The sequence below is a fragment of the Thioalkalivibrio sp. ALJ4 genome (genome assembly GCF_000377225.1).
Classification (GTDB): domain Bacteria; phylum Pseudomonadota; class Gammaproteobacteria; order Ectothiorhodospirales; family Ectothiorhodospiraceae; genus Thioalkalivibrio.
Genome location: NZ_KB897918.1, coordinates 440,564 through 461,020, shown reverse-complemented (window position 1 = coordinate 461,020; position 20,457 = coordinate 440,564). Strand labels below are relative to the sequence as shown.

Here is a 20,457-nt window from a genome sequence, read left to right as displayed (position 1 = left end):
GCGACTGTGCCCATTGCCGGGACCTTGCGTCCCGGCTTTTTTATGGCTGACCGACCACGATGCCAGCCAGGTCGGACTTAGCGTCGGGGTTCGTCGTCCGAGGAGGACTCGTTCATCTCCGGGGGCGAGGCAAGGGTGTGGGTCTTGTTGTCGTAGCGACCCTTGAGTTCGTCGGAGCGTGTGTGTTCCCACAACGGCACCCCGACAAAATACCCTGCACGGCCGATCGCATGCGCGGCCACCGGGGCCGTCAGCAGCAGAAAACCAATCACTGCCACGGCGCGGGTGGTCACGCCCCCGTCGCCGAAATAGACGGCGACCCCCACCATCATCAGGCCGGCCCCAAGCACACCCGCCTTGGTGGTGGCGTGCAGGCGCATCGGCAAATCCGGCATGCGGACAAGCCCCAGCGCGGCCACCACCATGAAAGCGGCCCCGGACACCAGGAACAACGCCGTCAGTAGCTCAATCATCTTCGCGGTGCCCCCCTTTCTCGAGATAGCGGGCAAATCCGACCGCGGCGAGGAAGGCGGTCAGAGCCAGCACCATCGCCACGTCGATAAACGGGGTCCGGCCACTGGAGATCACGTACACCGCGATAAAGCCAATGGTCAGGGACGCGATCAGTTCCAGCGCCACCACGCGATCGGGCAGCGTCGGCCCGAGATAGAGACGCCAGAACCCCAGCACCAGGGAGATGCTGAGCAGTACATTGGCCACGATGATGGCGATTTCGAACATCTGTGTCCCCCGCGCCTAGCGCAGGACCTCCAGGGCCCGGTGTTCCAGATACTTGATCGACCGAATCACCGCATCGCGGTCTTCCAGGTACATTACATGGATGTAGAGCACCTTCCGGTCGGTCGAGACGTCCAGGCTCAGGGTGCCCGGTGTCAGCGAGATCAGGTTCGCGACGATCGTGATCTCGCCATCGGTCTGCGCATCCAGCGGAAAGGCAATCACGCCCGGCACCATGTGGTGCGTCGGCGTCATCACATCGTAGGCGACCTTCAGGTTCGACAGGAACAGCTCCCACAGGAAGAACCCAATGAAGGCGATGAACTTGGGCACCCGTCGCGCGTAGCTCGCGAAGGCCGGCTTGTCACGCAGCGCGAACGCCAGCAGGACATAGCCGAGGAAGAACCCGATCAGCAGATTGCCCCCTGTGAAGTTCCCGGTCAGGAACACCCAGATCAGGGCCAGCGCGATATTCCAGGTCAGCGCGATCATTGCCGTGATTCTCCCAGCACGGCCTCAATATACTGCGACGGATCCAGGAGCTGCTCGGCGGACATCGCCGCCATCTGGTAGATCGGCTCGCCGTACAGGCCAATGGCCACGGTCATCAGCGCCAGCATAATCACCGGCACCCACATCCAGATCATCGGGCCCGAACTGACATCACGGAGCTCGCCCTCAACGCCCTCCGGCTGCGCCTTCCAGAACACCTCGGCCCAGATCTTGATCATCGAATACAACGTCAGCAGACCCACCAGCAGAGCCACGCCCACCGCCCAGTAGGCCTCGGCCTCGATGCCAGCGCGGATGATGATGAACTTGGCGAAGAACCCGGACAGTGGCGGCAGACCCGCCAGTGACAGCGCCGGGATCAGGAACAGCACGCCCAGCATCGGGTTCGTCCGGTAGACCCCGCCCATCAGTTTGAGCTCATGGGTCCCCTTCATCACGAAGGTGATCCCGCTGATCAGGAACAGGTTCGCCTTCACGATGATGTGGTGCATGATGTAGAACACCCCACCGACCAGTGCCAGCGGTGTGAACAGTGCCAGACCCATGATCATGTAACCGATCTGGCTGATGATGTGGAACGACAGAATGCGCCGGAACTCGTAGTGGGCGGCCGCCCCAAGCACGCCGGTCAGCATCGTGGCCGCGGCCACCCACAGGAGGATCTCGTGGGTGTAGTCCACATCCTGGTTGAAGATCAGTGTGAACACGCGGTACAGCGCGTACACCCCAACCTTGGTCAGCAGGCCCGCGAACAGCGCGGAGACCGCGACCTTCGGCGTGTGATAAGAGGCCGGCAGCCAGAAGAAGAACGGGAACGCCGCCGCCTTCACCCCGAACGCGACCAGATACAGCATCGCGATCACGGTGATCAGCCCGGTGTCCTCCACCGTGGAGAGCTTGTCGCCGATATCCGCCATGTTCAGCGTGCCGGTCAGGCCGTAGGTCAGGCCGATCGCAGTCAGGAAGATCATCGACGACAGCAGGTTCAGGGTGACGTACTTGATCGCCCCTTCCATCTGCGAGCGCTCGCCACCCAGGATCAGCAGCGCAAACGACGCGACCAGCATCACCTCGAACCAGACATAGAGGTTAAAGATGTCGCCGGTCAGGAACGCGCCGTTCACGCCCGCCAGCAGCAGATGCAGCAACGGGTAGTAGCCGAACTTCTCCGACATCTTGCCGATGCCCGAGAGCGAATAGATCGCGGTCGCAAAGCCGATGATGCCAGTCAGCACCACCATGATCGCCGCCAGCATGTCGGAGACCAGCACGATCCCGAACGGCGCCGGCCAGGAGCCCATCTCCATCACGACATGGCCGTTCTCCCAGGTCTCCATCAGCAGCCAGACGGTGGCCGCCAGCATGGCGCCAGTGCCGAGCACGCCCAGCGCACGCTGCGCGAAATGCGAGCGCCAGAACATCACCGACAGCGCGCCGGCGAGCAGCGGGATGATGACCGGAAGGGCAACGGACATATTCATCGATCCGTGTCCTTCATCTGGTCCAGATCATCGACCTTCACCACCTCGTAGGCGCGATGTATCAACACTACGGCGAATGCCAGTACGCCGAAGCCGATCACGATCGCGGTCAGCACCACGGCTTGCGCCAGCGGATCGGCCGACAGCCCTTCAGGAACCGTGGCACCCGGCGGGATCAGCGGCGGCGCGCCCGGCAGCATGCCGGCCAGCGTAAAGATCAGCAGGTTGGCCGCGTTCGACAGCAACACCAGGCCGATCACCAGCTTGACGATCGAGCGCCGGAGCATCATGTAGATGGCCGCGGCGTACATACCGCCGACCACGAAGGCCATGACGACTTCCATCAGTCTTCTGCCTCCGCCAGGTTGAGCATGATCGTCAGCACCGACCCGATCACGACGAGATAGACGCCGATATCGAAGATCAGCACGGTAGAGAGCTTGATCTCGCCGAAGACCGGGGCCGTGAATTCCCACCACTGGGCCGTGAAGAACGCCTGCCCCAGGAAGGCCGCGGGCAGTGCGCTCACGACCGCCAGCACCATGCCGGCACCCAGCAGGTCGCGCGGGTCCACGCGCAGCACCTTGCGCGCGGAGCGGATGTCCATGGAAAACAGGTACAACACGATCGCCGCCGCCGCGACCAGGCCACCGATAAACCCGCCACCCGGCTCGTCGTGGCCGCGCAGCAGCAGGAACACGGAGAACAGCAGCAGCAGCGGCAGCAGAAAGTGCCCGGCCGTGCGCAGGATCAGCGAGTGCATGTTCATCGGCGGTGGTCCTCCGCACGGAAGCGAATCATCGCGTACACCCCGATCGCGGCCAGGGCCAGCACGAAGATCTCGCCCAGCGTATCCAGTGCCCGGAAGTCCACCAGCACCACGTTCACGATGTTACGGCCATAGCCCGAGGGCTCCGACTCCTCGATGAAGTACTGCGAGATCGAGTCGAACAGGCGCGCATCCATTGTGCTCAGCATCAGCAGCGTGATCATGCCGCCGGTGACCAGCGCGATACCGGCATCGCGCAGCCGCAGCGCGGTAGACGACAGATTCAGGAAACCCGGCAGGCGGAACAGCACCAGCACCAGCAGGATTACCGTCAGGGTCTCAACCAGCACCTGGGTGATCCCCACATCGGCCGCGCTGTACAGCACGTACACCAGGGCGACCGTAAAGCCCAGAGAGCCCAGCGCTGCCACGGCGCCCAGACGCGAGCGCGTCAGCACCGCGAACAGCATCGACGCCACCAGGATGGCGATAATGGCCATCTCGTGGATCTGCAGGCGCTCGAAGTGCGCCGTGCCGACACTCACGTTGAACAGCTGCGCGGTCACTCCGACCAGGCCCGCGGTCATCGCGACGATCACGATCACGTAGTAGCGCAGATAGCCGTTCTGCAGGACCCGGGTCTGCCATTCGGAGATCCAGACCAGGCCATCCATCATCTTGAAGTAGCCCTTCTCCGGGCCGTATTCAGCGGCCCGATCGACCCAGGCCAGGGCCCGACGCGCCTGCTCCCAGCGCCAGTAGAGCAGACCACCCGCGACCAGGCTGAACGCGGAGATCGCCAGCGGCCAGTTAATGCCGTGCCACAGCGCCAGGTAACCATCCACCGGCGCGCCCTGCACGCTCGCCGCCGCGGCGTTGACCAGCCCGTCGTCCGCCAGCCCCGGCCCAAGGCCAAAGATCAGTCCCAGGCTCGCCAGCACGACCGGGCCGGCCAGCATCGCCGGCGGTGCCTCGTGGTGCGGGGTCTTGGGTGTTTCCACCCGAGCCCCGAACCACGGCCGGATGCCGACGATCGCGGCGACCGCCACCCCGAGGATCGCGGTCAGTACCGCCAGCAGCGTCAGGATACCCACCAGACCCGGTGCCTCGAGCACCGACTCCAGCATCAGCTCCTTGGCAACAAAGCCGAACAGCGGAATAACCCCACCCAGCGACAACGCTGCAAGAATCGCGAAGGCGGCCGTGATCGGCAGCGCGGTGCGCAGCCCCCCGGTTTGCAGGAAGTCCTTGGCCCCAGCCTCGTGGTCGAGGATGCCGGCGACCATGAACAGCGCGCCCTTGTACAGAGAATGCGCCAGCAGGAAGGCCATCGCGGCCATCAGCGCGGTCTCGGTGCCGATACCAATCAGCATGGTCAGCGTGCCCAGCGCCATCACGGTGGAATAGGCCAGGACCTGCTTCACGCCCGTGCTGCGGAAGGCCAGGAAGACGCCCGTGAACATCGTGATCGCGCCGAACAGCGCGAGCGTGGTGAACCAGATATCGGTCCCACCCAGCGAAGGATTCAGGCGCGCCATCAGGTACACCCCGGCCTTCACCATGGTGGCCGAGTGCAGATAGGCGGAGACCGGCGTCGGCGCGGCCATCGCACGCGGCAGCCAGAAGTGGAACGGGACCTGGGCCGACTTGGTAAAGGCCCCGATCAGTATCAGAATCAGTAAAGGCAGGTACAGCGCGTGTTCGCGGACGACATCGCCGTTGGCCAGGATCTCGGAGAGCTCGTAGGAGCCGCCGGCCATCGCCAGCATGATGATCCCGGCGAGCAGCGCCAGGCCGCCACCGACCGTGACAATCAGGCCCTGCAGTGCGTACTTCCGGGCGTCCGCGTTCTCGTGGTTATAGCCGATCAGCAGATAGGACGTGATGCTGGTCAGCTCCCAGAACACGAACATCGCAATGAGGTTGTCCGCCAGCACCAGCCCCAGCATGGAGCCCATGAAGGCCAGGATAATCACGTAGAAGCGCCCGAGGTCGCGGTGCCCCTCGAGATAGCGCCCGGCATAGGTGACGATGAAGAACCCGATACCCGAGATCAGCAGCGCGAACAGCAGCGACAGGCCGTCCACCAGGAACGACAGGTGGATATCCAGCCCCGGCAGCCAGGGCCAGCTGAGCACGATGGACTCGCCGGCGGAGACCGCAGGGAGGAAACTCAGGAAATAGAGGAACAGCGCCGCCGGGAGGAGCCCCAGCACCCAGCCGCTGGCGCGACCGGTGACACGATGGACCGCGGGTGCGATCGCGGCCACCAGGAATGTTGACAGAATTGCGTAGAGCATCCGGCCAGCTGAGTCCTTTTGCGTCGGGCGTTATCCGCGTGACCCCGTACGACCTGCCCGGAATCACGCTCCTGGAGTTGCGTCCGCCACCAAGGACCACCGGCGACGGCTTCAAAACAGCTGCGAAAGCCTAATGGCTCGATCGCCGGCACGCAAGAAACGCGTATGGGGGCACGTTTCGGCGCGCGTCCCCGGGCAACCCCGGAGACGGAAGGGGGGATCAGTACCAGTCGCTGCGGCGGCGGCGCAATGGGATGCGCGTCAGGATAATGCCAAGAATCAGGCTGCCAACCGTCACCGCCGCACCCGTCATGAACCACCGCCGCTGGCTGTCGGCCTGCATCACCTCCACCTGGCGGCGATACTCGTCCGCGGAATCACGGGCCTCTACCAGCTCGCTTTCCAGGCGCCGGTTTTCGCGCTGGATCTCCTGCGGCCGTTCCGCGACGTCGCGCAGCTCCTCGAGCTCGGACTCCATGTCCGCCACCTGCGTCTCCAGGCCATCGCGCTCGGCTTCGAGTTCGCGGCGGGTATCCAGCAGTTCGGCAATCCGGCCTTCCTGGTCGTCCGCACCCGAGCGAATCTCGGCCAGCTCGGCCTCGACCTCTTCCAGGCGCTCACGGGAATGCGGCTCGTCCTGCAGGTAACGGGTCAGGATCCAGGCCTCGGTGCCGCTGGGCAGGCGAATACGGGTATGGCCATCGCCGCTCTCCTCGAGCACCGTGACCTCCTGACCCGAGCGCACTGAACTGATAATGCGGCTGTTCGGCCCGGTGCCATTCCGCACCCCGACCTCCAGCTCGTCGCTGACGAAACGCGTGGTCTCGGCCATCACTGCCGTCGCGGTCAAGCCGCCCAGGATCAGAATCCCGGATACCGTAAGTCCGCGCATCACCCGCTGCATCTGCATGCCCATGTCCTGCCTCTCGCCTGGTTGCCTGATCCGACCATGGAGTCAACGTCGCCTGCATGGCCGGGGGCGCATTCTACAGTGGCATTCGTGGCTCGCGGCAACGCACCGCCTGCGGGGTGATCCGCGTCACATTCCGGCATCCGCATCCCGGGCCGACGTCGAACGGTCCGCGAGCCGTTCGCGCACCGCGCGCGCCGGGAATGTGACCAGCTCGAACAGGGCCGGCAGCAGCCTGCGCAGCTGCAATGCAATCACGGCAAGCAGGTGCAGCACACCCGTCAGCAGCGCCAGCAGGATGCCGAGCAGCCCTCCGACCAGCACCCGTATCGCCTGCAGGAGGGAGACCAGCCACAGCGGCGCAAGCGCCACCACCAGCGGCACCACCAGCCCGACCGCCGCACCAACCATCTGCTCGGTCCAGTACAGCGTGGGCGGTGGCGCGACCTCCCCGGCCATCAGGGTCTCCAGCAAATCGTTGCGATAGCGGACCCACTCCAGGTGATAACCGGCCAGGCCCGACAGCACCACCACGGCGGCCAGCACCAGCAATGCCGTGACCACCAGGCCCATTCGGGCCCAGTTGTCGCGCTCCATCACCGCCTGCGGCAGCAGCCGGACCGCCCCGCGGCTCTCGGCCAGCAGCCACCCGCTTACCAGCGCAATCCCCAGCAGCAGCGCAATGATCCGATCCGAGAGCGTCCCGGGCCCCGCGTCCTCGGCACCCGGGAACTGCCCGTCAAACGGCGGCCCGAAGAGCTGGTGGTACACCGTGACCGCCAGCACCGTCAGCGCAAGCCCCAGCAGGCCCAGCAAACCCTGGCTGACGGCCTGGATATACGAAGGCATCTGATGGCGGATCGAAGGCTCGGTCTGCTCGCAGCGCGTCAGGGCGTGGTCCAGGCGGCCCCCCTGACGCTGCAGGTCGCCCAGACGCCTTTGCAGACCCTCCAGACGGCCGACCAGCTGATCCACCGGGCTCTCCAGCCGCCGCCGGGCGGCCAGCATGCCCTGCGCCAGCTGCCGGTGTTCCTCCATGCCCAGCCGCGCGATACGCAGGATCGTCTCCTGGAGATCCTGCGCGAGACGCTGACTCTGCGGGGTATCACTGACGGGGGTGCTGGCCAGTGCCTCGAGACGGCTTACCCAGGCGGGTTCCTCGAGCAGGCGGGTCTCGTCCCGTTCGTAGGCCTCGCGCAGGGCGCGCAAGGTTTCAGTGGACTCCTGGCGAAGCTGCGGCATCTGCGCCAGGTCATGCCCCACCAGGTGGGCATACCGACGTTCCAGGGCCTCCACCGCCCCGTGGATACGATCGGCCTCCAGCCGTGCCAGATACCGGCGATGCCAACCGGTCACGGCATCCCGCACATGTACGAGATGCCGGCGCAGCGCACATACCAGGTGGACCAGCCCGCCCGTGATCGCAAGCAGCACCGTGCGCACCGGATTCCGCGCCCAGTCCAGCAGCACGATGGCGACCACGATCGCCAGAGTCACCATCAGGATTGTGATCGCCACGCCACCCCCTCGTCGGTCCTGCCTGTCGCCCGGACACGCCGGGCCCCACACCTACCCTGCTTGCAACCGGCACTCACCTGTCGCCGGTTCTCCCCGCCGCGATTATGGCCGATCCAACCATCCGGTGCGCGCCCCCCTGGCTCAAGTTTGCGACAAGCGCGCCGATAGGGAGGGTAAATCTCCGGAGAATCCCAATGCTGCAGACCGACCTGCTTCCCATCGCCGGCCCAGAACGCACGGAACAACCCGGCTGGCTGGATGCCGGCTTCACCGCCGGCTGGCTGCCCGCGTTCCGTCATCGAGGTACGGGCGAGGTGCATGCCAGCCACCTGGAAGATGGTCGACTGGCCTGCACGCACATCCTAGACACCCTGCCCGCGTCCTGGATCGCCGAGCGCGACGCCGAGGGCCGCCCCGGTGCCCTGGTGGCCGACATCCAGGCCGGCTACCTGCGCGGGTCGCGCTTCTACACCCTGGCCGAGCTGCTGCGCTACCCGTCCGACGCCTGATTCTTGCGTCTCTGGCGCCGCCCGGCGGCCAGCGCCCTCGCCCGGCACAATTGCTTTTAGGCGCGGGTTTCGGTCCAATACCGGGCTTTTCCCCGAGCGACGCCCCCCATGCAGAAAAATCAGTACGATCGCGACGAACTCCTGGCCTGCGGCTACGGCGACATGTTTGGCCCGGGCAACGCCCAGTTGCCGGTCCCCAACATGCTGATGATGGATCGCGTCCTGGAGATCAACAGCGATGGCGGCGAGCATGGCAAGGGCCAGATGATCGCCGAGCTGGATATCAATCCAGACCTGTGGTTCTTCGCCTGTCACTTCCCCGGTGATCCCGTGATGCCCGGCTGCCTGGGGCTGGACGCGATGTGGCAGCTGGTCGGCTTTTATCTGGCCTGGCTGGGCAACCCCGGCCGCGGCCGCGCCCTGGGTGTGGGCGAAGTGAAGTTCACCGGTCAGGTCCTGCCCACCGCGAAGAAGGTCACCTACCGCATCGACATGAAGCGGGTGATCTCGCGCAAGCTGGTGCTCGGCATTGGCGACGGCATCGTCGAGGTCGATGGCCGGCCGATCTACGAGGCCCATGACCTGCGTGTGGGCCTGTTTACCTCCACCGAAAACTTCTGACCTGACCGGCAAGCCTGCTCCGGCAGGGCACTAGTCCGTCGCCAGCGGCGCGGGCGTGGCGTCCGGGTAGAAGCGGTGGCCCTGGCGCAGGCAGTAGCGCAGCCACTTGAACAGAAAGCGGTTATGCCGCCAGCGGCAGCCCAGCCCCGGGTGCCCCGCGATCGTGTCGATCACCAGGTCCTCGCCGCTGCGCCGGCAGTGACGCCCCAGCACCTCGGCCTGCCGCGCATCGTGGAACAGGCGCACCCGGGCATCCGGCTGCAGGCGCGGTTCATCGCGCCCGGCAAAGGCATAGGTCAGTCGCAGCGTGGTCGTGTACCGCGTGCGCTCCAGCACCTCCAGATGCAGATCCAGCGCCCCCTCGACCCGCGAGACCGAGTGCACCGGCTGACAGTGCAACTCGGGGCACAGACGCCGTATGGACAGGTAGTTCTCCTCGTACATCTCCATCAGCGCCGCGAAGGTCACCGGGCGCGGCTCGAGGTGGGCGGGGGTGCGGGTATCCAGCAACATGCCGCGCAGTCTAACAGCCCCCGGGCAACCACAGGCCAATGTACCCGCAAGGAATAATGTCCGGTTCTGCACGATCGACTTTCCGCCTCGATACAAGCCGAATCCATCGCTTCCGAGGCGCGCGGCACGCAGCGGGTGTCGAAAACCATGCGCAAACCCTTCGCCCGGCACGGGACACCCCGAGCCCTTTTTGGTACCGTCAAACCAGAAGAGAATCCCCGGCGTGCAACCTAAAAGGACTCACGACTTCATGGATATCAGTGTCGTCACGACCCGGCCATTCAACGACCAGAAGCCCGGCACCTCGGGCCTGCGCAAGCGGGTACGGCAGTTCCGGCAGCCTCACTATCTGGAAAACTTCATCCAGAGCATTTTCGAGGCACACCCGAGCCTGTGCGAAGGGGAGCTAATCCTCGGCGGGGATGGCCGCTTCCACAACCGCGAGGCGATCCAGACCATCCTGCGCATGGCCGCGGCCAACGACGTCAAGAAGGTCGCGATCGGCTATGCCGGACTCCTGTCGACCCCGGCCGCCAGCCACCTGATCCGCTCGCGCGGTGCCACCGGCGCCATCATCCTCTCGGCCTCCCATAACGCCGGAGGGCCGGAGGGAGACTTCGGTGTCAAGCTGAACACGGCCAACGGCGGGCCCGCACCGCCCGGCGTCACCGATGCCATCTTCGAGCACAGCAAGTCGCTCACCCATTACCGCATCGCCAGCGGCACGCCGCACGTCGATATCGATCATCTGCACACCACCCATCTCGGCGAGATGTCGATCGAGGTCGTCGACCCCGTGGGTGCCTACGCCGACCACATGGAGACACTGTTCGACCTCGAACGCATCGGCGAACTGCTGCGCTCGGACTTTTTCCGCATGCGCTTCGACGCGATGCATGCGGTCACGGGACCCTACGCCGAGGAAATCCTGATCAACCGCCTGGGCGCCCCCGCCGAAACCCTGCTGCGTGCGGAACCACTGGCCGATTTCGGCGGACGCCACCCGGACCCGAACCTGGCCCATACCCGCGAGCTGTGCGAGGCCCTGTACGGGCGCAACCCGCCGGACTTTGGCGCGGCCTCCGACGGCGACGGCGACCGCAATCTGATCCTGGGCCCGAATTTCTTCGTCACGCCGTCCGACAGCCTGGCCATCATGGCGGCCAACGCCCACCTGATCCCCGCGTTCTCCGACGGGCTGAAGGGTGTGGCGCGCAGCATGCCGACTAGCCAGGCGGTGGACGTGGTCGCCGAGGCGCTCGGCATCCCCTGCTTCGAGACACCCACCGGCTGGAAATTCTTCGGCAACCTGCTGGACGACGGCCGCATCCGCCTGTGCGGCGAGGAGAGCTTTGGCACCAGCTCCGATCATGTGCGCGAGAAGGATGGCCTGTGGGCCGTGCTGTTCTGGCTGAACCTGCTGGCCGCCCGCCGCCAGTCGGTGGAAGAGATCGTGCGCGATCACTGGCGCGACTACGGCCGCCACTACTACACGCGGCATGACTACGAAGGGCTGGACACCGCCCGCGCCGAACAGGTGATGGCGCGCATCGGCGAACAGCTCTCGAGCCTCCCGGGGCAGTCGCTCGCCGGCATGCGTGTCACGGAGGCGGACGACTTCGCCTACCGCGACCCGGTGGATGGCAGCGTGACCGAGCACCAGGGCCTGCGGGTCCTGTTCGAGGGCGGCGCGCGCATCGTGTTCCGCCTCTCCGGGACTGGCACTGAAGGAGCGACCCTGCGCATCTACATCGAGCAGTACGAGACCCACCCGGAGCACCTGGACCGCGAGCCGCAGGAGCTGCTGCGTCCGCTGATCGAGGCTGCCGTGCGGCTGGGTGACCTGCCGGGCCTGACCGGGCGCGACCAACCCGATGTGATTACCTGACCCGACCTTCAGTCCACCGCTGATGGACATCGTCGCCACCCGGCAGCGCTGGACGCATGGCTATGCGTTCGTGCTGGCCGCCACCGCCTCGGCGGTCGGGCTCGGCAACATCTGGAAGTTTCCCTACATCCTCGGCCAGAACGGCGGCGGCGCCTTTCTGGCTGTGTACCTGCTGACGATTGCGCTGATCGGCATCCCGATCATGATGGCCGAGGTCATGATCGGGCGGCGCGGTCGCCGGTCTCCGGGATACGCGGCACTGGCCGTCGCCCGCGAGGCGCGTGTCCGCGACGCCTGGCAGATGGTCGGCTGGATCGGGATCATCGCCCTGTTCGTGATCATGACCTTCTACGCCGTGGTCACCGGCTGGGTCTTCTCCTATGTGCCACGGGCCGCCAGCGGGGCCTTCGCCGGGGTAGACGCGCCCGAGGTCATCGCGATCTTCGAAGGCGTTCAGACGTCGCTTTCGGGGATGCTGCTGTGGACTACGCTGGTCCTTGCGGCGACCTTCGCGATTGTGGCCCTGGGGCTACGCAACGGGCTGGAACGCGGTGTAGCACTGGTGATGCCGCTGTTGTTCGGGCTGCTGCTGGCCGCCATGGTTGGCGGTCTCTGGGTCGGCGACGCCGAAACCGCTCTGGACTTCATGTTCCGCCCGGACTTCTCCGCCCTCGACCGACACAGCCTGCTGATCGCGGTCGGGCACGCGTTCTTTACCATGACCCTGGCAGCCGGCGTGCTGATGATGTTTGGCGCCTATCTTCCCAGGAAAACCTCCATCGCCGGCACGGCCATCGGGGTTGCGATCGCCGACACCGTGATCGCACTGATCGCAGGGGTCGCGATCTTCCCGGTGGTCTTTGGCTATGGCCTCGATCCCGCCGCCGGGCCCGGCCTGATGTTCGAGGCCCTGCCGCTGGCCCTGTCCGCGATCCCGGCAGGGGTCCTGCTCACGACGCTGTTCTTCGTAACGCTAAGCCTGGCGGCCTTCAGCACCATGATCGCGAACGTCCAGGTATTCGTGCACCTGCTGCACGACCACTTCGGCATCTCCAACCTGCAGGCCGCCCTGGGCAGCGCGCTGGGCATCTGGGGTTTCAGCCTGATCACCATGTTCTCGTTTACCGGGGCCGGCTGGGCCCAGATCGACCTGGTCGTGCTGGGGCGCGAGTTGCCGACGCTCTACCACCTGCTGGAACACACGGCCATCAACATCCTGCTGCCGGTCAGCGGCCTGCTGATCGCACTGTTTGCCGGCTGGATCCTGCCGGTGAGGATCACACGCGACGAGCTGGGGCGGCCACCACTAGCCTTTCATATCTGGCGTCTGATCCTGCGCTATATCGCGCCGATCGTCCTGCTGACCCTGTTCTGGCAGAACTCGGTGATCGTCAACCACCTGCCATTGACCTAAACGACCACGTCCCGGCACCCCGCGCGGAACCCTGATTACGGAGCCGCCCTTGGAACCACCGCCACCCCGAGCACCGGGGCCACCGGATGGGGGACCACCATCGGACTGCTCGGCCTGGCTGAGGGTGTTCCCCTTTGCCGTTACCGGCGTTCCTTGTCACGACCACCTCACGGACGCGGACGCAGACCACAAAAGGCCCCGTTAGAATGCGCGGATGAATGGCGAGTGGATGATCACCTTCGAGATCGCGGCGACGCTGTTTGCCGGGCTCGGCCTGTTCTTCGTCGGCATACGCCTGATCAGCGAGCACCTGCGCCAGCTCGCGGACCAGCGCCTGCGGGCACTGGTCGGGCGCGCCACGGGCTCCAACCGGGCGGCCGCGTTCCTCGGCCTGGTCGGCGGGGCGATTACACAAAGCATCCACGCGGTCATCTTTGTGCTGATCTCGCTGGTCACCGCCGGCGTACTCGACGCCCGCCGTGCCCAGCCGGTGATCAACTACGCCAACCTGGGCACCTCGCTGCTGGTCCTGATCGCCGCGCTCGACCTGACCCTGATGGTCTTCATCCTGGTCGGCGTTACGGGGCTGCTGTTCTACTTCGACCGCGACCAGTCCGCACGCCTGCGCCACCTGATCCGAGCCATGCTCGGCATTGGCCTGCTGTTCCTCGGGCTGATGTTCATCAAGGAAGGCGCCAAACCGCTCAGCGAGCTGACCTGGATGACCGGCCTGATGTCGCTGTCGGCGCAGTCCTTGCTGATCGCATTCGCCACCGGCCTGGTGTTTGCGGTGATCGCGCATTCGGCCTCCAGCATCACCATCGTGACGATGGCCCTGGCCGCCAGCGGCGTGATCGATCTCGAATACGGCCTGATGGTCGTCTACGGGGCGAGCTTCGGCACCGGTGTGTCGACCCTGATCCTCGCCGCCTCGCACAAGGGACTGGGCCGCCAGCTGGCGCTTTATCAGTTCATCCTGAAGGGACTGGGTCTGATCCTCCTGCTGCCGCTGTTCTGGATCGAGTTCTACGGCGGCGTCCCGCTGATCGCCTCGGGCCTGGAAGCGCTCGCGATCGGCATCAGCCTGCAGATCGCGCTGGCCTACATCCTCTACCAGGTCGTCTGCGACCTGGCGATGCACCCGGTGCACGGCCCCGTCGCGCGCTTCCTGGAGCGCACCGCACCGCCAACCGAGGAAGAGGCCCTGGGCAAGCCGCATTTCATCTACGCCGGGGCACAGAACGACGCCGGGTCCGCGCTGGTGCTGGTGGAAAAGGAACAGTTGCGCCTGCTCAAGCGACTGCCCGACTACCTCGAAAGCGTGCGCGATGACAGCGACGGTGCCCACCACGAGCGCCTGGCCCTGCACCGCGGCAACCTGCAGGTCACCGAGGCAATCGAGCAATTTCTCGACGAGATCCTTTCCGGTGCCCTGAGCGGGGCCACCCTCGATCATGCGATCGTGCTGAAGAACCGCAATCAGCTGCTGCTGCAGCTGGAAGATACGCTGAACGACCTCGCCACGGAGATCGAGCGCTCGCTCAATGCCGACGCCTCCGCCGAAGCCCGCGCCCTGACCCACAACCTGGTCGAGACCCTGCACATGATGCTGCTGACGCTGACCGACGCGGCGCGCAGCGGCGATGCCGACGACATCGCCCTGCTGCAGTCCCTGACCCATGATCGCTCAGAGCTGATGGATTCCATCCGTCGCCGCCTACTCGCCTCCAGTGATCTCGACGGCAGCGTACGCGAAGCGGTGTTCGGCGCGACTAGCCTGTTCGAGCGGGGCATCTGGGTCTTGCGCCGCTATGCGCTGCTGCTAACGCCGCCGGAGGGGGCCTCCTACGAGGCTGACCCCGCCACCGCCCCCACCAAGTCTTAACGCTATATTCCTGATCACACGGCGAAGCTCGTTGCCACGGTGTGGCTGGGCCTGGTTCGGCATCCGGTGTTTACGGTGGCTTCGTCTTGCCGCCTGCCAGGCGCTGTTTCGGCAGCGCGCCCCGAGGTACTTCTTTGCTCGTGCAAAGAAGTACCCAAGAAACACGCCCGGGATTCGCCCGGGAACCTTGCTCCGGCCGCGCCAGGCCGGCGGCGCTGAAACTCGCTACGCCTTCGGCTTCGCTCAGACAGTCAGCGCCTTCTCCCGGCCTGTCACGCCCTCCACAAGGGGCTCATATCGGGAGGGCAGGTCAAAACAGGCGGTGTTCCAGCATCAGAGGTGAGCCCTGAGCTGTAGGGTGCGTTGAGCGCAGCGAAACGCACCATGCCAACGTCGGGGCAACCCTGATGCGATTCGCTGCGCTCATCAGCATCCTACCCCTGGCGCCCGCTGGCGGGCGCGGCACGCCAAGGCCGAAGGCCGCGCGTGCCGAAGATGTCCGAAGACCTAGCCTCCATCCATAAGCTCGAGCGCCAGGGCAGCCGTTGTCTTGACCTTCACCCCCGTTGTAGTCACGCCGAGTGGAGAGGGTTTTCGCGGGAAGAAAGGCGCTGACTGTCTGAGCGAAGCCGAAGGCGTAGCGAGTTTCAGCGCCGCCCGCGAAAACCCTCGGAGCGAGGGAAACCCCGGCCCGCATAGCGGGCCGGGGTCGCGGCAGTCGGGCGTGTTTCTTGGGTACTTCTTTGCACGAGCAAAGAAGTAACTCGGGGTGCGCTGGCGAAACAGCGCTTGGCAGGCGGCAAGACGAAGCCACCGTAAACACCGGGTGCCGAACCAGGGCCAGCCTCAAACAGGTGAGTGTCAGGCGAGGAGCGACGCGAGGCGGTCCAGTGCTTCGCGCAGGCGTGACTCGCGCTGGGTGTAGGCGATGCGCAGGTAGCGCTGGCCCGCGCTGGGGCTGAAGTCCGTGCCGGGCGTGAGGGCCACGCCTGCCTCGTCGAGGATGCGCGCGCAAAGCGCCTCGGAGTCGTCCCCGTGTGCCGTGCAGTCGGCGTAGATGTAGAACGCCCCATCGGGGCGGGCCTGAACCTCGAGGCCCAGCGCCGGCAGGGCCTCCAGCAGCACCTCACGCCGCGTCTGCAGTTCGCGCACCTGGCGTTGCAGGATCTCCTCGGTCTCGGGGGCGAAGGCCTCGACCGCGGCCGTCTGCGCCATGCTGGCCGGGGCCACGAACAGGTTCTGGGCGATCCTGCGAACCGGGTCGATCCACATCTGTGGGACCACCATCCACCCCAGCCGCCAGCCGGTCATCGCGAAGTACTTGGAAAAGCTGTTGATCACGATGACATCGGGGTGGAAGGCCGCGGCACTGCGCTGCGGCTCGTCGAACAGGATCTGGCCATAGATCTCGTCCACGATTACCAGACCGCCCCGCGCGCGCACGACGTCCACGATGGCGGCCAGACGATCGGCGGACAACCGGGTACCGGTGGGATTCGCGGGTGAACCGAGCAGGATGGCCCGGGTTCGCTCGCCCCAGGCCTGCGCTACTGCCTCGGCAGTCGGCTGGAAGGCGTGCTTGGCGGCCACCGGCAGCCCGACCGGGACCGCCCCGCGCGCCGCGACAAACTGACGGTTACAGGCATAGCCCGGGTCGGGGAGCAGCACTTCCTCACCGGGGTTCACTCCGGCGGCCAGCGCCAGCAGGATCGCGGCAGAGGCCCCCGCCGTGATCACGACGCGCTCGGGGTCGATCTCGGCCTGATGGCGACGGCGGTAGTCGGCCGCGATGGCCTCGCGCAGCTCGCGGGTACCATGCGCCGGGGTATAGCGGGTATCCCCGGCCGCCAGCGCAAGCTCCCCGGCGCGCAGCACCGCGGGGGGCGTGGGAAAGTCCGGTTCACCCACCTCCAGGTGGATGATATCGCGCCCGGCACGCTCGGCCGCCTGGGCGCGCGCCAGGATATCCATCACCCGGAAGGGCTCGACCGCTCGGCCGAACGCGGACAGCGCAGGGGCACTCGGCCCCTCCAGTGATGCCCGGCTCGGATCAGCGGCGGACATGGCGCATCATGCGCTTTCGTTTGCGCTGCTGGCGCGGCGTGAGGGTATTGCGGCGACCGGCATACGGGTTGCGGCCCGAGCGAAACTCCATGCGCAGCGGTGTACCCACCAGCCCCAGATGCTTGCGGAAGAAGTTCTCCAGGAAACGCTTGTAGCTGCCCGGCAGGGCATCGGTCTGGTTGCCATGGATCACGATGACCGGGGGATTCTGCCCGCCCTGATGGGCGTAGCGCAGCTTGATGCGGCGACCGCTGACCAGCGGTGGAGCATGCTCGGCGACGGCACTCTCCAGCAAGCGGGTCAGCTCGGGGGTCGAGACCTTGGCGAACGCACTGGTATGGGCCTCCTGCACATCTTCGAGCAGGTGCCCCACATTGGTGCCATGCAGGGCGGAGATCAGCCGCAGCCGGGCAAAATTGACGAAGCCGAGGCGCCGATCCAGGTCGTCGCGCACCCGCTCGCGTTCCTCCGGCGCCATACCGTCCCACTTGTTCACCGCGAGCACCAGCGCGCGACCGGAGTCGATCACCAGGCCCAGCAGGTGAGCATCCTGCTCCGAAAGCCCGGCCTGGGCATCCATCACCAGGATCACGACATGCGCGGCCTCGATCGCCTGCAGCGTCTTGATCACGCTGAACTTCTCGATGACCTCGTGTACACGCGCCCGGCGCCGCACCCCCGCCGTATCGATCAGGGTGTAATCCTGCCCATCGCGCGAGAACGGGACAAAGATGGAATCACGAGTGGTACCGGCGACATCCGTGGCCACCACGCGCTCGTCGCCGAGGATGCGATTGACCAGCGTGGATTTGCCGACATTCGGGCGCCCGACAATGGCCACGCGGATGCCCGGCCAGTCGTCCAGCGCGGCCTGCTGCGAGGCCTCGTCCAGTCCGTCCTCCGCGGCCTCCTCCGCTGCACCCTCGGCTGCTTCGGCCTCGCGCCGCTCGGCGGCCACGGCCCGCCGGACCTTCTGCATCAGGCCCTTGATGCCACGACCATGGGCTGCGGCAATCGACGTGATCTCGCCCATGCCCAGGGTATAGAACTCGGCGCTCACGGCGTCGGCATCCAGGCCGTCGGTCTTGTTCACCACGACCCGGGCCTTGACCCCGGCCGAACGCAACTGGTCGGCGATCGCCTGGTCCTGCGGCGTCAGGCCATCGCGCGCATCCACCAGGAACAGGACATGGTCCGCCTCCGCGACGGCCCGCTGGGTCTGCTCGGCCATCGCCCGGTCCATCTCGGCACCCTCGCCCGACAGACCACCGGTATCCACCACCAGGTAGGGGAAGTCGCCCACCTTGCCGATGCCGTACTGGCGATCGCGGGTCAGGCCGGCGACATCGGCCACCAGCGCATCACGCGAGCGCGTGAGCTGATTGAACAGGGTCGACTTGCCGACATTGGGTCGGCCGACCAGGGCAATGACAGGGATCATCAGGCAACGCTACCGCAACAGCTGGATCCGGGGGTACGTGCCAGCGACGCTCATTCCCCGGAGTCCAGACGCGGATTGACCGCGGTGAGCCGACCGTTGTCGGTCACCACGTAGAGGATGTCGTCCACCAGCACAGGGCGGCTCACGACCGCGCCGGAGCTCGCCCGCAGACGGGCCACGATGCGGCCGTCCTCGAGGTGGAACCAGTGCAGGTAGCCTTCGTAGTCGCCGACGATGGCGTAATCACCGACCACAACCGGGGCCGTGACGCCGCGCAGGCGCAGCTGCTCGCTCTGCCAGAGATCGGCGCCATTGCGCGGATCCAGCCCCCACAGGTGGCTCTCGGCATCGGTGACCGCGAGGACGTTCGCCTCGTTCGTCACATCCCCACCCTGATAGGACGAGAAGTCGCGGGCCCAGAAGATTTCGCCGGAATTCAGGTCGATGGCGGCCAGACGCCCCTGATAGCCGGATGCGATCGCCGCACCCTGATAGATCGGCATATAACCGTCGACATCGACCATGCGCTCCACCTCCGAGCGGCCGGTCGGGATGCCGAGCGTCGTCTCCCACAGTACGTTGCCGCGCTCCCGCCCGAGCATTACCACACGCCCGTTATCGAAGCCGGTAAGTACGCGCCCGGCCGTCATCTGGGGCCGATGCGCACCGCGCAGGCTCAGCGAGGGCGTGGTCCGCAGCGCGGTCCACTGCGTGGCGCCGGAGGCCGCATCCAGGGCATGCACGCGACCATCGTTGGTGCGCGCAATCACAACACCCGAGGCGACGTCCGAAATCGCCACGACCTCGCTGGACAGACGCGAGCGCCAACGCTCGCCATCACCCTGCAGATCCACCGCGATAGCCTCGCCATCCAGAGTGCCGACCACCGCGATCTCGTCGCCCACACCAACACCCGCCGACACCCGGGCGTCGTCCAGGCGTACGCGCCAGCGCTGGCTCCCGGTTTCCGGATTCAGCCCGGAGACGCGGCCATCGGCATCGACCATCACCAGCATGTCGTCGACCACCCCCGGATAGACCTGCCAGAGGAAGCGCTCACCGCCGCTCCCGACCGAGCGCGACCACAGCTGCTCCGGCTGCGCCTCCGCCTCGAATTCGGGCAGATCGGCCGGGGGCTCCGTGGTATCGCGTTGCCACAGGCCACAGGCACTCAGCGACAGCATGAGCGCACCGGCAATCAGCAGGCGCACGGCGGTCTTCGTCGGGGCAGACACGGACATGGGAGGTCAGTTCCTTTAGGCCGAGAGCTCTTCGTACTTCAGGCTCAGGTATTCGGGTGTATGGCCATGGTCAAGCGCTTCGCGATAGCGCTCGCGGGCCAGGTCGCGATCCCCGCGCGCCCGCGCGAGGTCGCCTTCCAGTTCCAGGCGCAGGCCGCGAAACGCATCGCGGCGCACGTCGCCAAGGGCCGATTCGGCATCGTCATACTGCTCCGCCAGAATCATCTGCCGCGCCATGCGCAGGGTGAGCAGTTCGCGGTAACCCCGATCCGGCGCAGCATCACGCGCCGAGCGCAAGGCCTCTATGGCCGCCTCGTGGTCGCCCTCGGAGACCGCCAGGTCTGCGCGGAAGATCCAGGCCAGCGAGCGATACGGCGTACCCCGGCCCTGCTCGATCAGCTGGTCGGCCAGCTCCATCGCACGGGCGTTGTTGCCGGTCTGCGCCGCGCCCTGCATAGCGATATACATGTCGGAGGCGCCGGCCGCGCGCTCGTCCTGGTGGCCACTCCACCAGTTCCAGCCGATCAGGCCGCCAATGCCCAGCACCAGACCGGCAATGATGGCGATGGCATTATCCGACCACCATTGTTTGATGCGTTCGGCTTTTTCTTCGTCGGTGAGGTAGCTCATCGTCCTCTTGATCCTTCGGTTG

Annotated in this window: 19 protein-coding genes; 5 read left to right on the top strand and 14 right to left on the bottom strand. The window is 66.1% G+C overall.

Annotated elements, in window-relative coordinates; all coding sequences use genetic code 11:
* Window positions 1-77 precede the first annotated feature (77 nt).
* The 9 genes from mnhG to C936_RS0108315 all read right to left on the bottom strand — a co-directional run bounded on the left by mnhG (window position 78) and on the right by C936_RS0108315 (window position 8,229).
* Window positions 78-473 carry a monovalent cation/H(+) antiporter subunit G gene (gene mnhG / locus C936_RS0108355; RefSeq protein WP_018138678.1) on the bottom strand — a complete coding sequence of 132 codons (396 nt, stop codon included), beginning with the start codon at window positions 471-473 and terminating at the stop codon, window positions 78-80.
* Window positions 466-741 (bottom strand): cation:proton antiporter, encoded by a 276-nt coding sequence (locus C936_RS0108350; protein ID WP_018138677.1) that lies wholly within the window; start codon window positions 739-741, stop codon window positions 466-468. Before C936_RS0108350 ends, mnhG begins: the two co-directional genes overlap by 8 nt.
* A gap of 15 nt (window positions 742-756) precedes the next feature.
* On the bottom strand, window positions 757-1,230 hold the full coding sequence (locus C936_RS0108345) for a Na+/H+ antiporter subunit E (RefSeq protein ID WP_012982165.1): 474 nt from the start codon (window positions 1,228-1,230) through the stop codon (window positions 757-759).
* Window positions 1,227-2,732, bottom strand: a complete 1,506-nt coding sequence (locus C936_RS0108340; RefSeq protein WP_018649001.1) for a Na+/H+ antiporter subunit D — start codon at window positions 2,730-2,732, stop codon at window positions 1,227-1,229. Before C936_RS0108340 ends, C936_RS0108345 begins: the two co-directional genes overlap by 4 nt.
* Window positions 2,729-3,076, bottom strand: coding sequence for a Na+/H+ antiporter subunit C (locus tag C936_RS0108335; RefSeq protein ID WP_012982163.1), 348 nt, complete (start codon window positions 3,074-3,076; stop codon window positions 2,729-2,731). Before C936_RS0108335 ends, C936_RS0108340 begins: the two co-directional genes overlap by 4 nt.
* The gene (locus C936_RS0108330; protein ID WP_012982162.1) at window positions 3,076-3,501 is read right to left on the bottom strand and encodes a Na+/H+ antiporter subunit B; all 426 of its coding nucleotides are present in this window, start codon (window positions 3,499-3,501) and stop codon (window positions 3,076-3,078) included. The genes C936_RS0108335 and C936_RS0108330 overlap by 1 nt, the downstream gene beginning before the upstream one ends.
* A complete protein-coding gene (locus C936_RS0108325; RefSeq protein WP_018138674.1) occupies window positions 3,498-5,801 on the bottom strand; it encodes a putative monovalent cation/H+ antiporter subunit A in 2,304 nt (767 codons plus the stop codon). Before C936_RS0108325 ends, C936_RS0108330 begins: the two co-directional genes overlap by 4 nt.
* A 220-nt stretch (window positions 5,802-6,021) precedes the next feature.
* On the bottom strand, window positions 6,022-6,711 hold the full coding sequence (locus C936_RS0108320; RefSeq protein WP_018138673.1) for a TIGR04211 family SH3 domain-containing protein: 690 nt from the start codon (window positions 6,709-6,711) through the stop codon (window positions 6,022-6,024).
* 129 nt (window positions 6,712-6,840) lie between these two features.
* Window positions 6,841-8,229, bottom strand: coding sequence for a hypothetical protein (locus tag C936_RS0108315; protein ID WP_018174752.1), 1,389 nt, complete (start codon window positions 8,227-8,229; stop codon window positions 6,841-6,843).
* Between the two features lie 194 nt (window positions 8,230-8,423).
* Between C936_RS0108315 and C936_RS0108310 the strand changes: the two genes are divergently transcribed.
* Window positions 8,424-8,738 (top strand): hypothetical protein, encoded by a 315-nt coding sequence (locus C936_RS0108310; RefSeq protein ID WP_018174751.1) that lies wholly within the window; start codon window positions 8,424-8,426, stop codon window positions 8,736-8,738.
* Window positions 8,739-8,846: 108 nt separating this feature from the next.
* The gene (fabA, locus tag C936_RS0108305; RefSeq protein WP_012982157.1) at window positions 8,847-9,359 is read left to right on the top strand and encodes a 3-hydroxyacyl-[acyl-carrier-protein] dehydratase FabA; all 513 of its coding nucleotides are present in this window, start codon (window positions 8,847-8,849) and stop codon (window positions 9,357-9,359) included.
* 30 nt (window positions 9,360-9,389) lie between these two features.
* Here fabA and C936_RS0108300 read toward each other — a convergent pair whose 3' ends face one another.
* The gene (locus C936_RS0108300; protein WP_012982156.1) at window positions 9,390-9,872 is read right to left on the bottom strand and encodes a DUF1249 domain-containing protein; all 483 of its coding nucleotides are present in this window, start codon (window positions 9,870-9,872) and stop codon (window positions 9,390-9,392) included.
* A gap of 250 nt (window positions 9,873-10,122) precedes the next feature.
* Here C936_RS0108300 and C936_RS0108295 point away from each other — a divergent pair, with 250 nt between their 5' ends.
* The 3 genes from C936_RS0108295 (at window position 10,123) to C936_RS0108285 (ending at window position 15,059) form a co-directional block, all read left to right on the top strand.
* Window positions 10,123-11,760, top strand: a complete 1,638-nt coding sequence (locus tag C936_RS0108295; protein WP_018174750.1) for an alpha-D-glucose phosphate-specific phosphoglucomutase — start codon at window positions 10,123-10,125, stop codon at window positions 11,758-11,760.
* Between the two features lie 22 nt (window positions 11,761-11,782).
* Window positions 11,783-13,174, top strand: a complete 1,392-nt coding sequence (locus tag C936_RS0108290; RefSeq protein WP_018174749.1) for a sodium-dependent transporter — start codon at window positions 11,783-11,785, stop codon at window positions 13,172-13,174.
* 214 nt (window positions 13,175-13,388) lie between these two features.
* Window positions 13,389-15,059: a Na/Pi symporter gene (locus tag C936_RS0108285; RefSeq protein ID WP_018174748.1), complete on the top strand. Its 1,671-nt coding sequence runs from the start codon at window positions 13,389-13,391 to the stop codon at window positions 15,057-15,059.
* Between the two features lie 861 nt (window positions 15,060-15,920).
* Here the strand turns inward: C936_RS0108285 and C936_RS0108280 are convergent.
* The 4 genes from C936_RS0108280 to C936_RS0108265 are packed head-to-tail and all read right to left on the bottom strand — an operon-like array spanning window position 15,921 to window position 20,435.
* Window positions 15,921-17,123, bottom strand: coding sequence for an aminotransferase class I/II-fold pyridoxal phosphate-dependent enzyme (locus C936_RS0108280; RefSeq protein ID WP_018174747.1), 1,203 nt, complete (start codon window positions 17,121-17,123; stop codon window positions 15,921-15,923).
* Complete coding sequence (gene der / locus C936_RS0108275) at window positions 17,110-18,564, bottom strand: ribosome biogenesis GTPase Der (RefSeq protein WP_012982151.1); 1,455 nt, start codon at window positions 18,562-18,564, stop codon at window positions 17,110-17,112. Before der ends, C936_RS0108280 begins: the two co-directional genes overlap by 14 nt.
* A 50-nt stretch (window positions 18,565-18,614) precedes the next feature.
* Window positions 18,615-19,805: an outer membrane protein assembly factor BamB gene (gene bamB / locus C936_RS0108270; protein WP_018174746.1), complete on the bottom strand. Its 1,191-nt coding sequence runs from the start codon at window positions 19,803-19,805 to the stop codon at window positions 18,615-18,617.
* Between the two features lie 15 nt (window positions 19,806-19,820).
* The gene (locus tag C936_RS0108265; RefSeq protein WP_018138253.1) at window positions 19,821-20,435 is read right to left on the bottom strand and encodes a tetratricopeptide repeat protein; all 615 of its coding nucleotides are present in this window, start codon (window positions 20,433-20,435) and stop codon (window positions 19,821-19,823) included.
* Window positions 20,436-20,457 lie beyond the last annotated feature (22 nt).

Coding starts and splice junctions, on each gene's coding strand:
- mnhG (WP_018138678.1), bottom strand. CDS start 473: ATGATTGAGCTACTGACGGCGTTGTTCCTGGTGTCCGGGGCCGCTTTC.
- C936_RS0108350 (WP_018138677.1), bottom strand. CDS start 741: ATGTTCGAAATCGCCATCATCGTGGCCAATGTACTGCTCAGCATCTCC.
- C936_RS0108345 (WP_012982165.1), bottom strand. CDS start 1,230: ATGATCGCGCTGACCTGGAATATCGCGCTGGCCCTGATCTGGGTGTTC.
- C936_RS0108340 (WP_018649001.1), bottom strand. CDS start 2,732: ATGAATATGTCCGTTGCCCTTCCGGTCATCATCCCGCTGCTCGCCGGC.
- C936_RS0108335 (WP_012982163.1), bottom strand. CDS start 3,076: ATGGAAGTCGTCATGGCCTTCGTGGTCGGCGGTATGTACGCCGCGGCC.
- C936_RS0108330 (WP_012982162.1), bottom strand. CDS start 3,501: ATGAACATGCACTCGCTGATCCTGCGCACGGCCGGGCACTTTCTGCTG.
- C936_RS0108325 (WP_018138674.1), bottom strand. CDS start 5,801: ATGCTCTACGCAATTCTGTCAACATTCCTGGTGGCCGCGATCGCACCC.
- C936_RS0108320 (WP_018138673.1), bottom strand. CDS start 6,711: ATGCAGATGCAGCGGGTGATGCGCGGACTTACGGTATCCGGGATTCTG.
- C936_RS0108310 (WP_018174751.1), top strand. CDS start 8,424: ATGCTGCAGACCGACCTGCTTCCCATCGCCGGCCCAGAACGCACGGAA.
- fabA (WP_012982157.1), top strand. CDS start 8,847: ATGCAGAAAAATCAGTACGATCGCGACGAACTCCTGGCCTGCGGCTAC.
- C936_RS0108300 (WP_012982156.1), bottom strand. CDS start 9,872: ATGTTGCTGGATACCCGCACCCCCGCCCACCTCGAGCCGCGCCCGGTG.
- C936_RS0108295 (WP_018174750.1), top strand. CDS start 10,123: ATGGATATCAGTGTCGTCACGACCCGGCCATTCAACGACCAGAAGCCC.
- C936_RS0108290 (WP_018174749.1), top strand. CDS start 11,783: ATGGACATCGTCGCCACCCGGCAGCGCTGGACGCATGGCTATGCGTTC.
- C936_RS0108285 (WP_018174748.1), top strand. CDS start 13,389: ATGAATGGCGAGTGGATGATCACCTTCGAGATCGCGGCGACGCTGTTT.
- C936_RS0108280 (WP_018174747.1), bottom strand. CDS start 17,123: ATGTCCGCCGCTGATCCGAGCCGGGCATCACTGGAGGGGCCGAGTGCC.
- der (WP_012982151.1), bottom strand. CDS start 18,564: ATGATCCCTGTCATTGCCCTGGTCGGCCGACCCAATGTCGGCAAGTCG.
- bamB (WP_018174746.1), bottom strand. CDS start 19,805: ATGTCCGTGTCTGCCCCGACGAAGACCGCCGTGCGCCTGCTGATTGCC.
- C936_RS0108265 (WP_018138253.1), bottom strand. CDS start 20,435: ATGAGCTACCTCACCGACGAAGAAAAAGCCGAACGCATCAAACAATGG.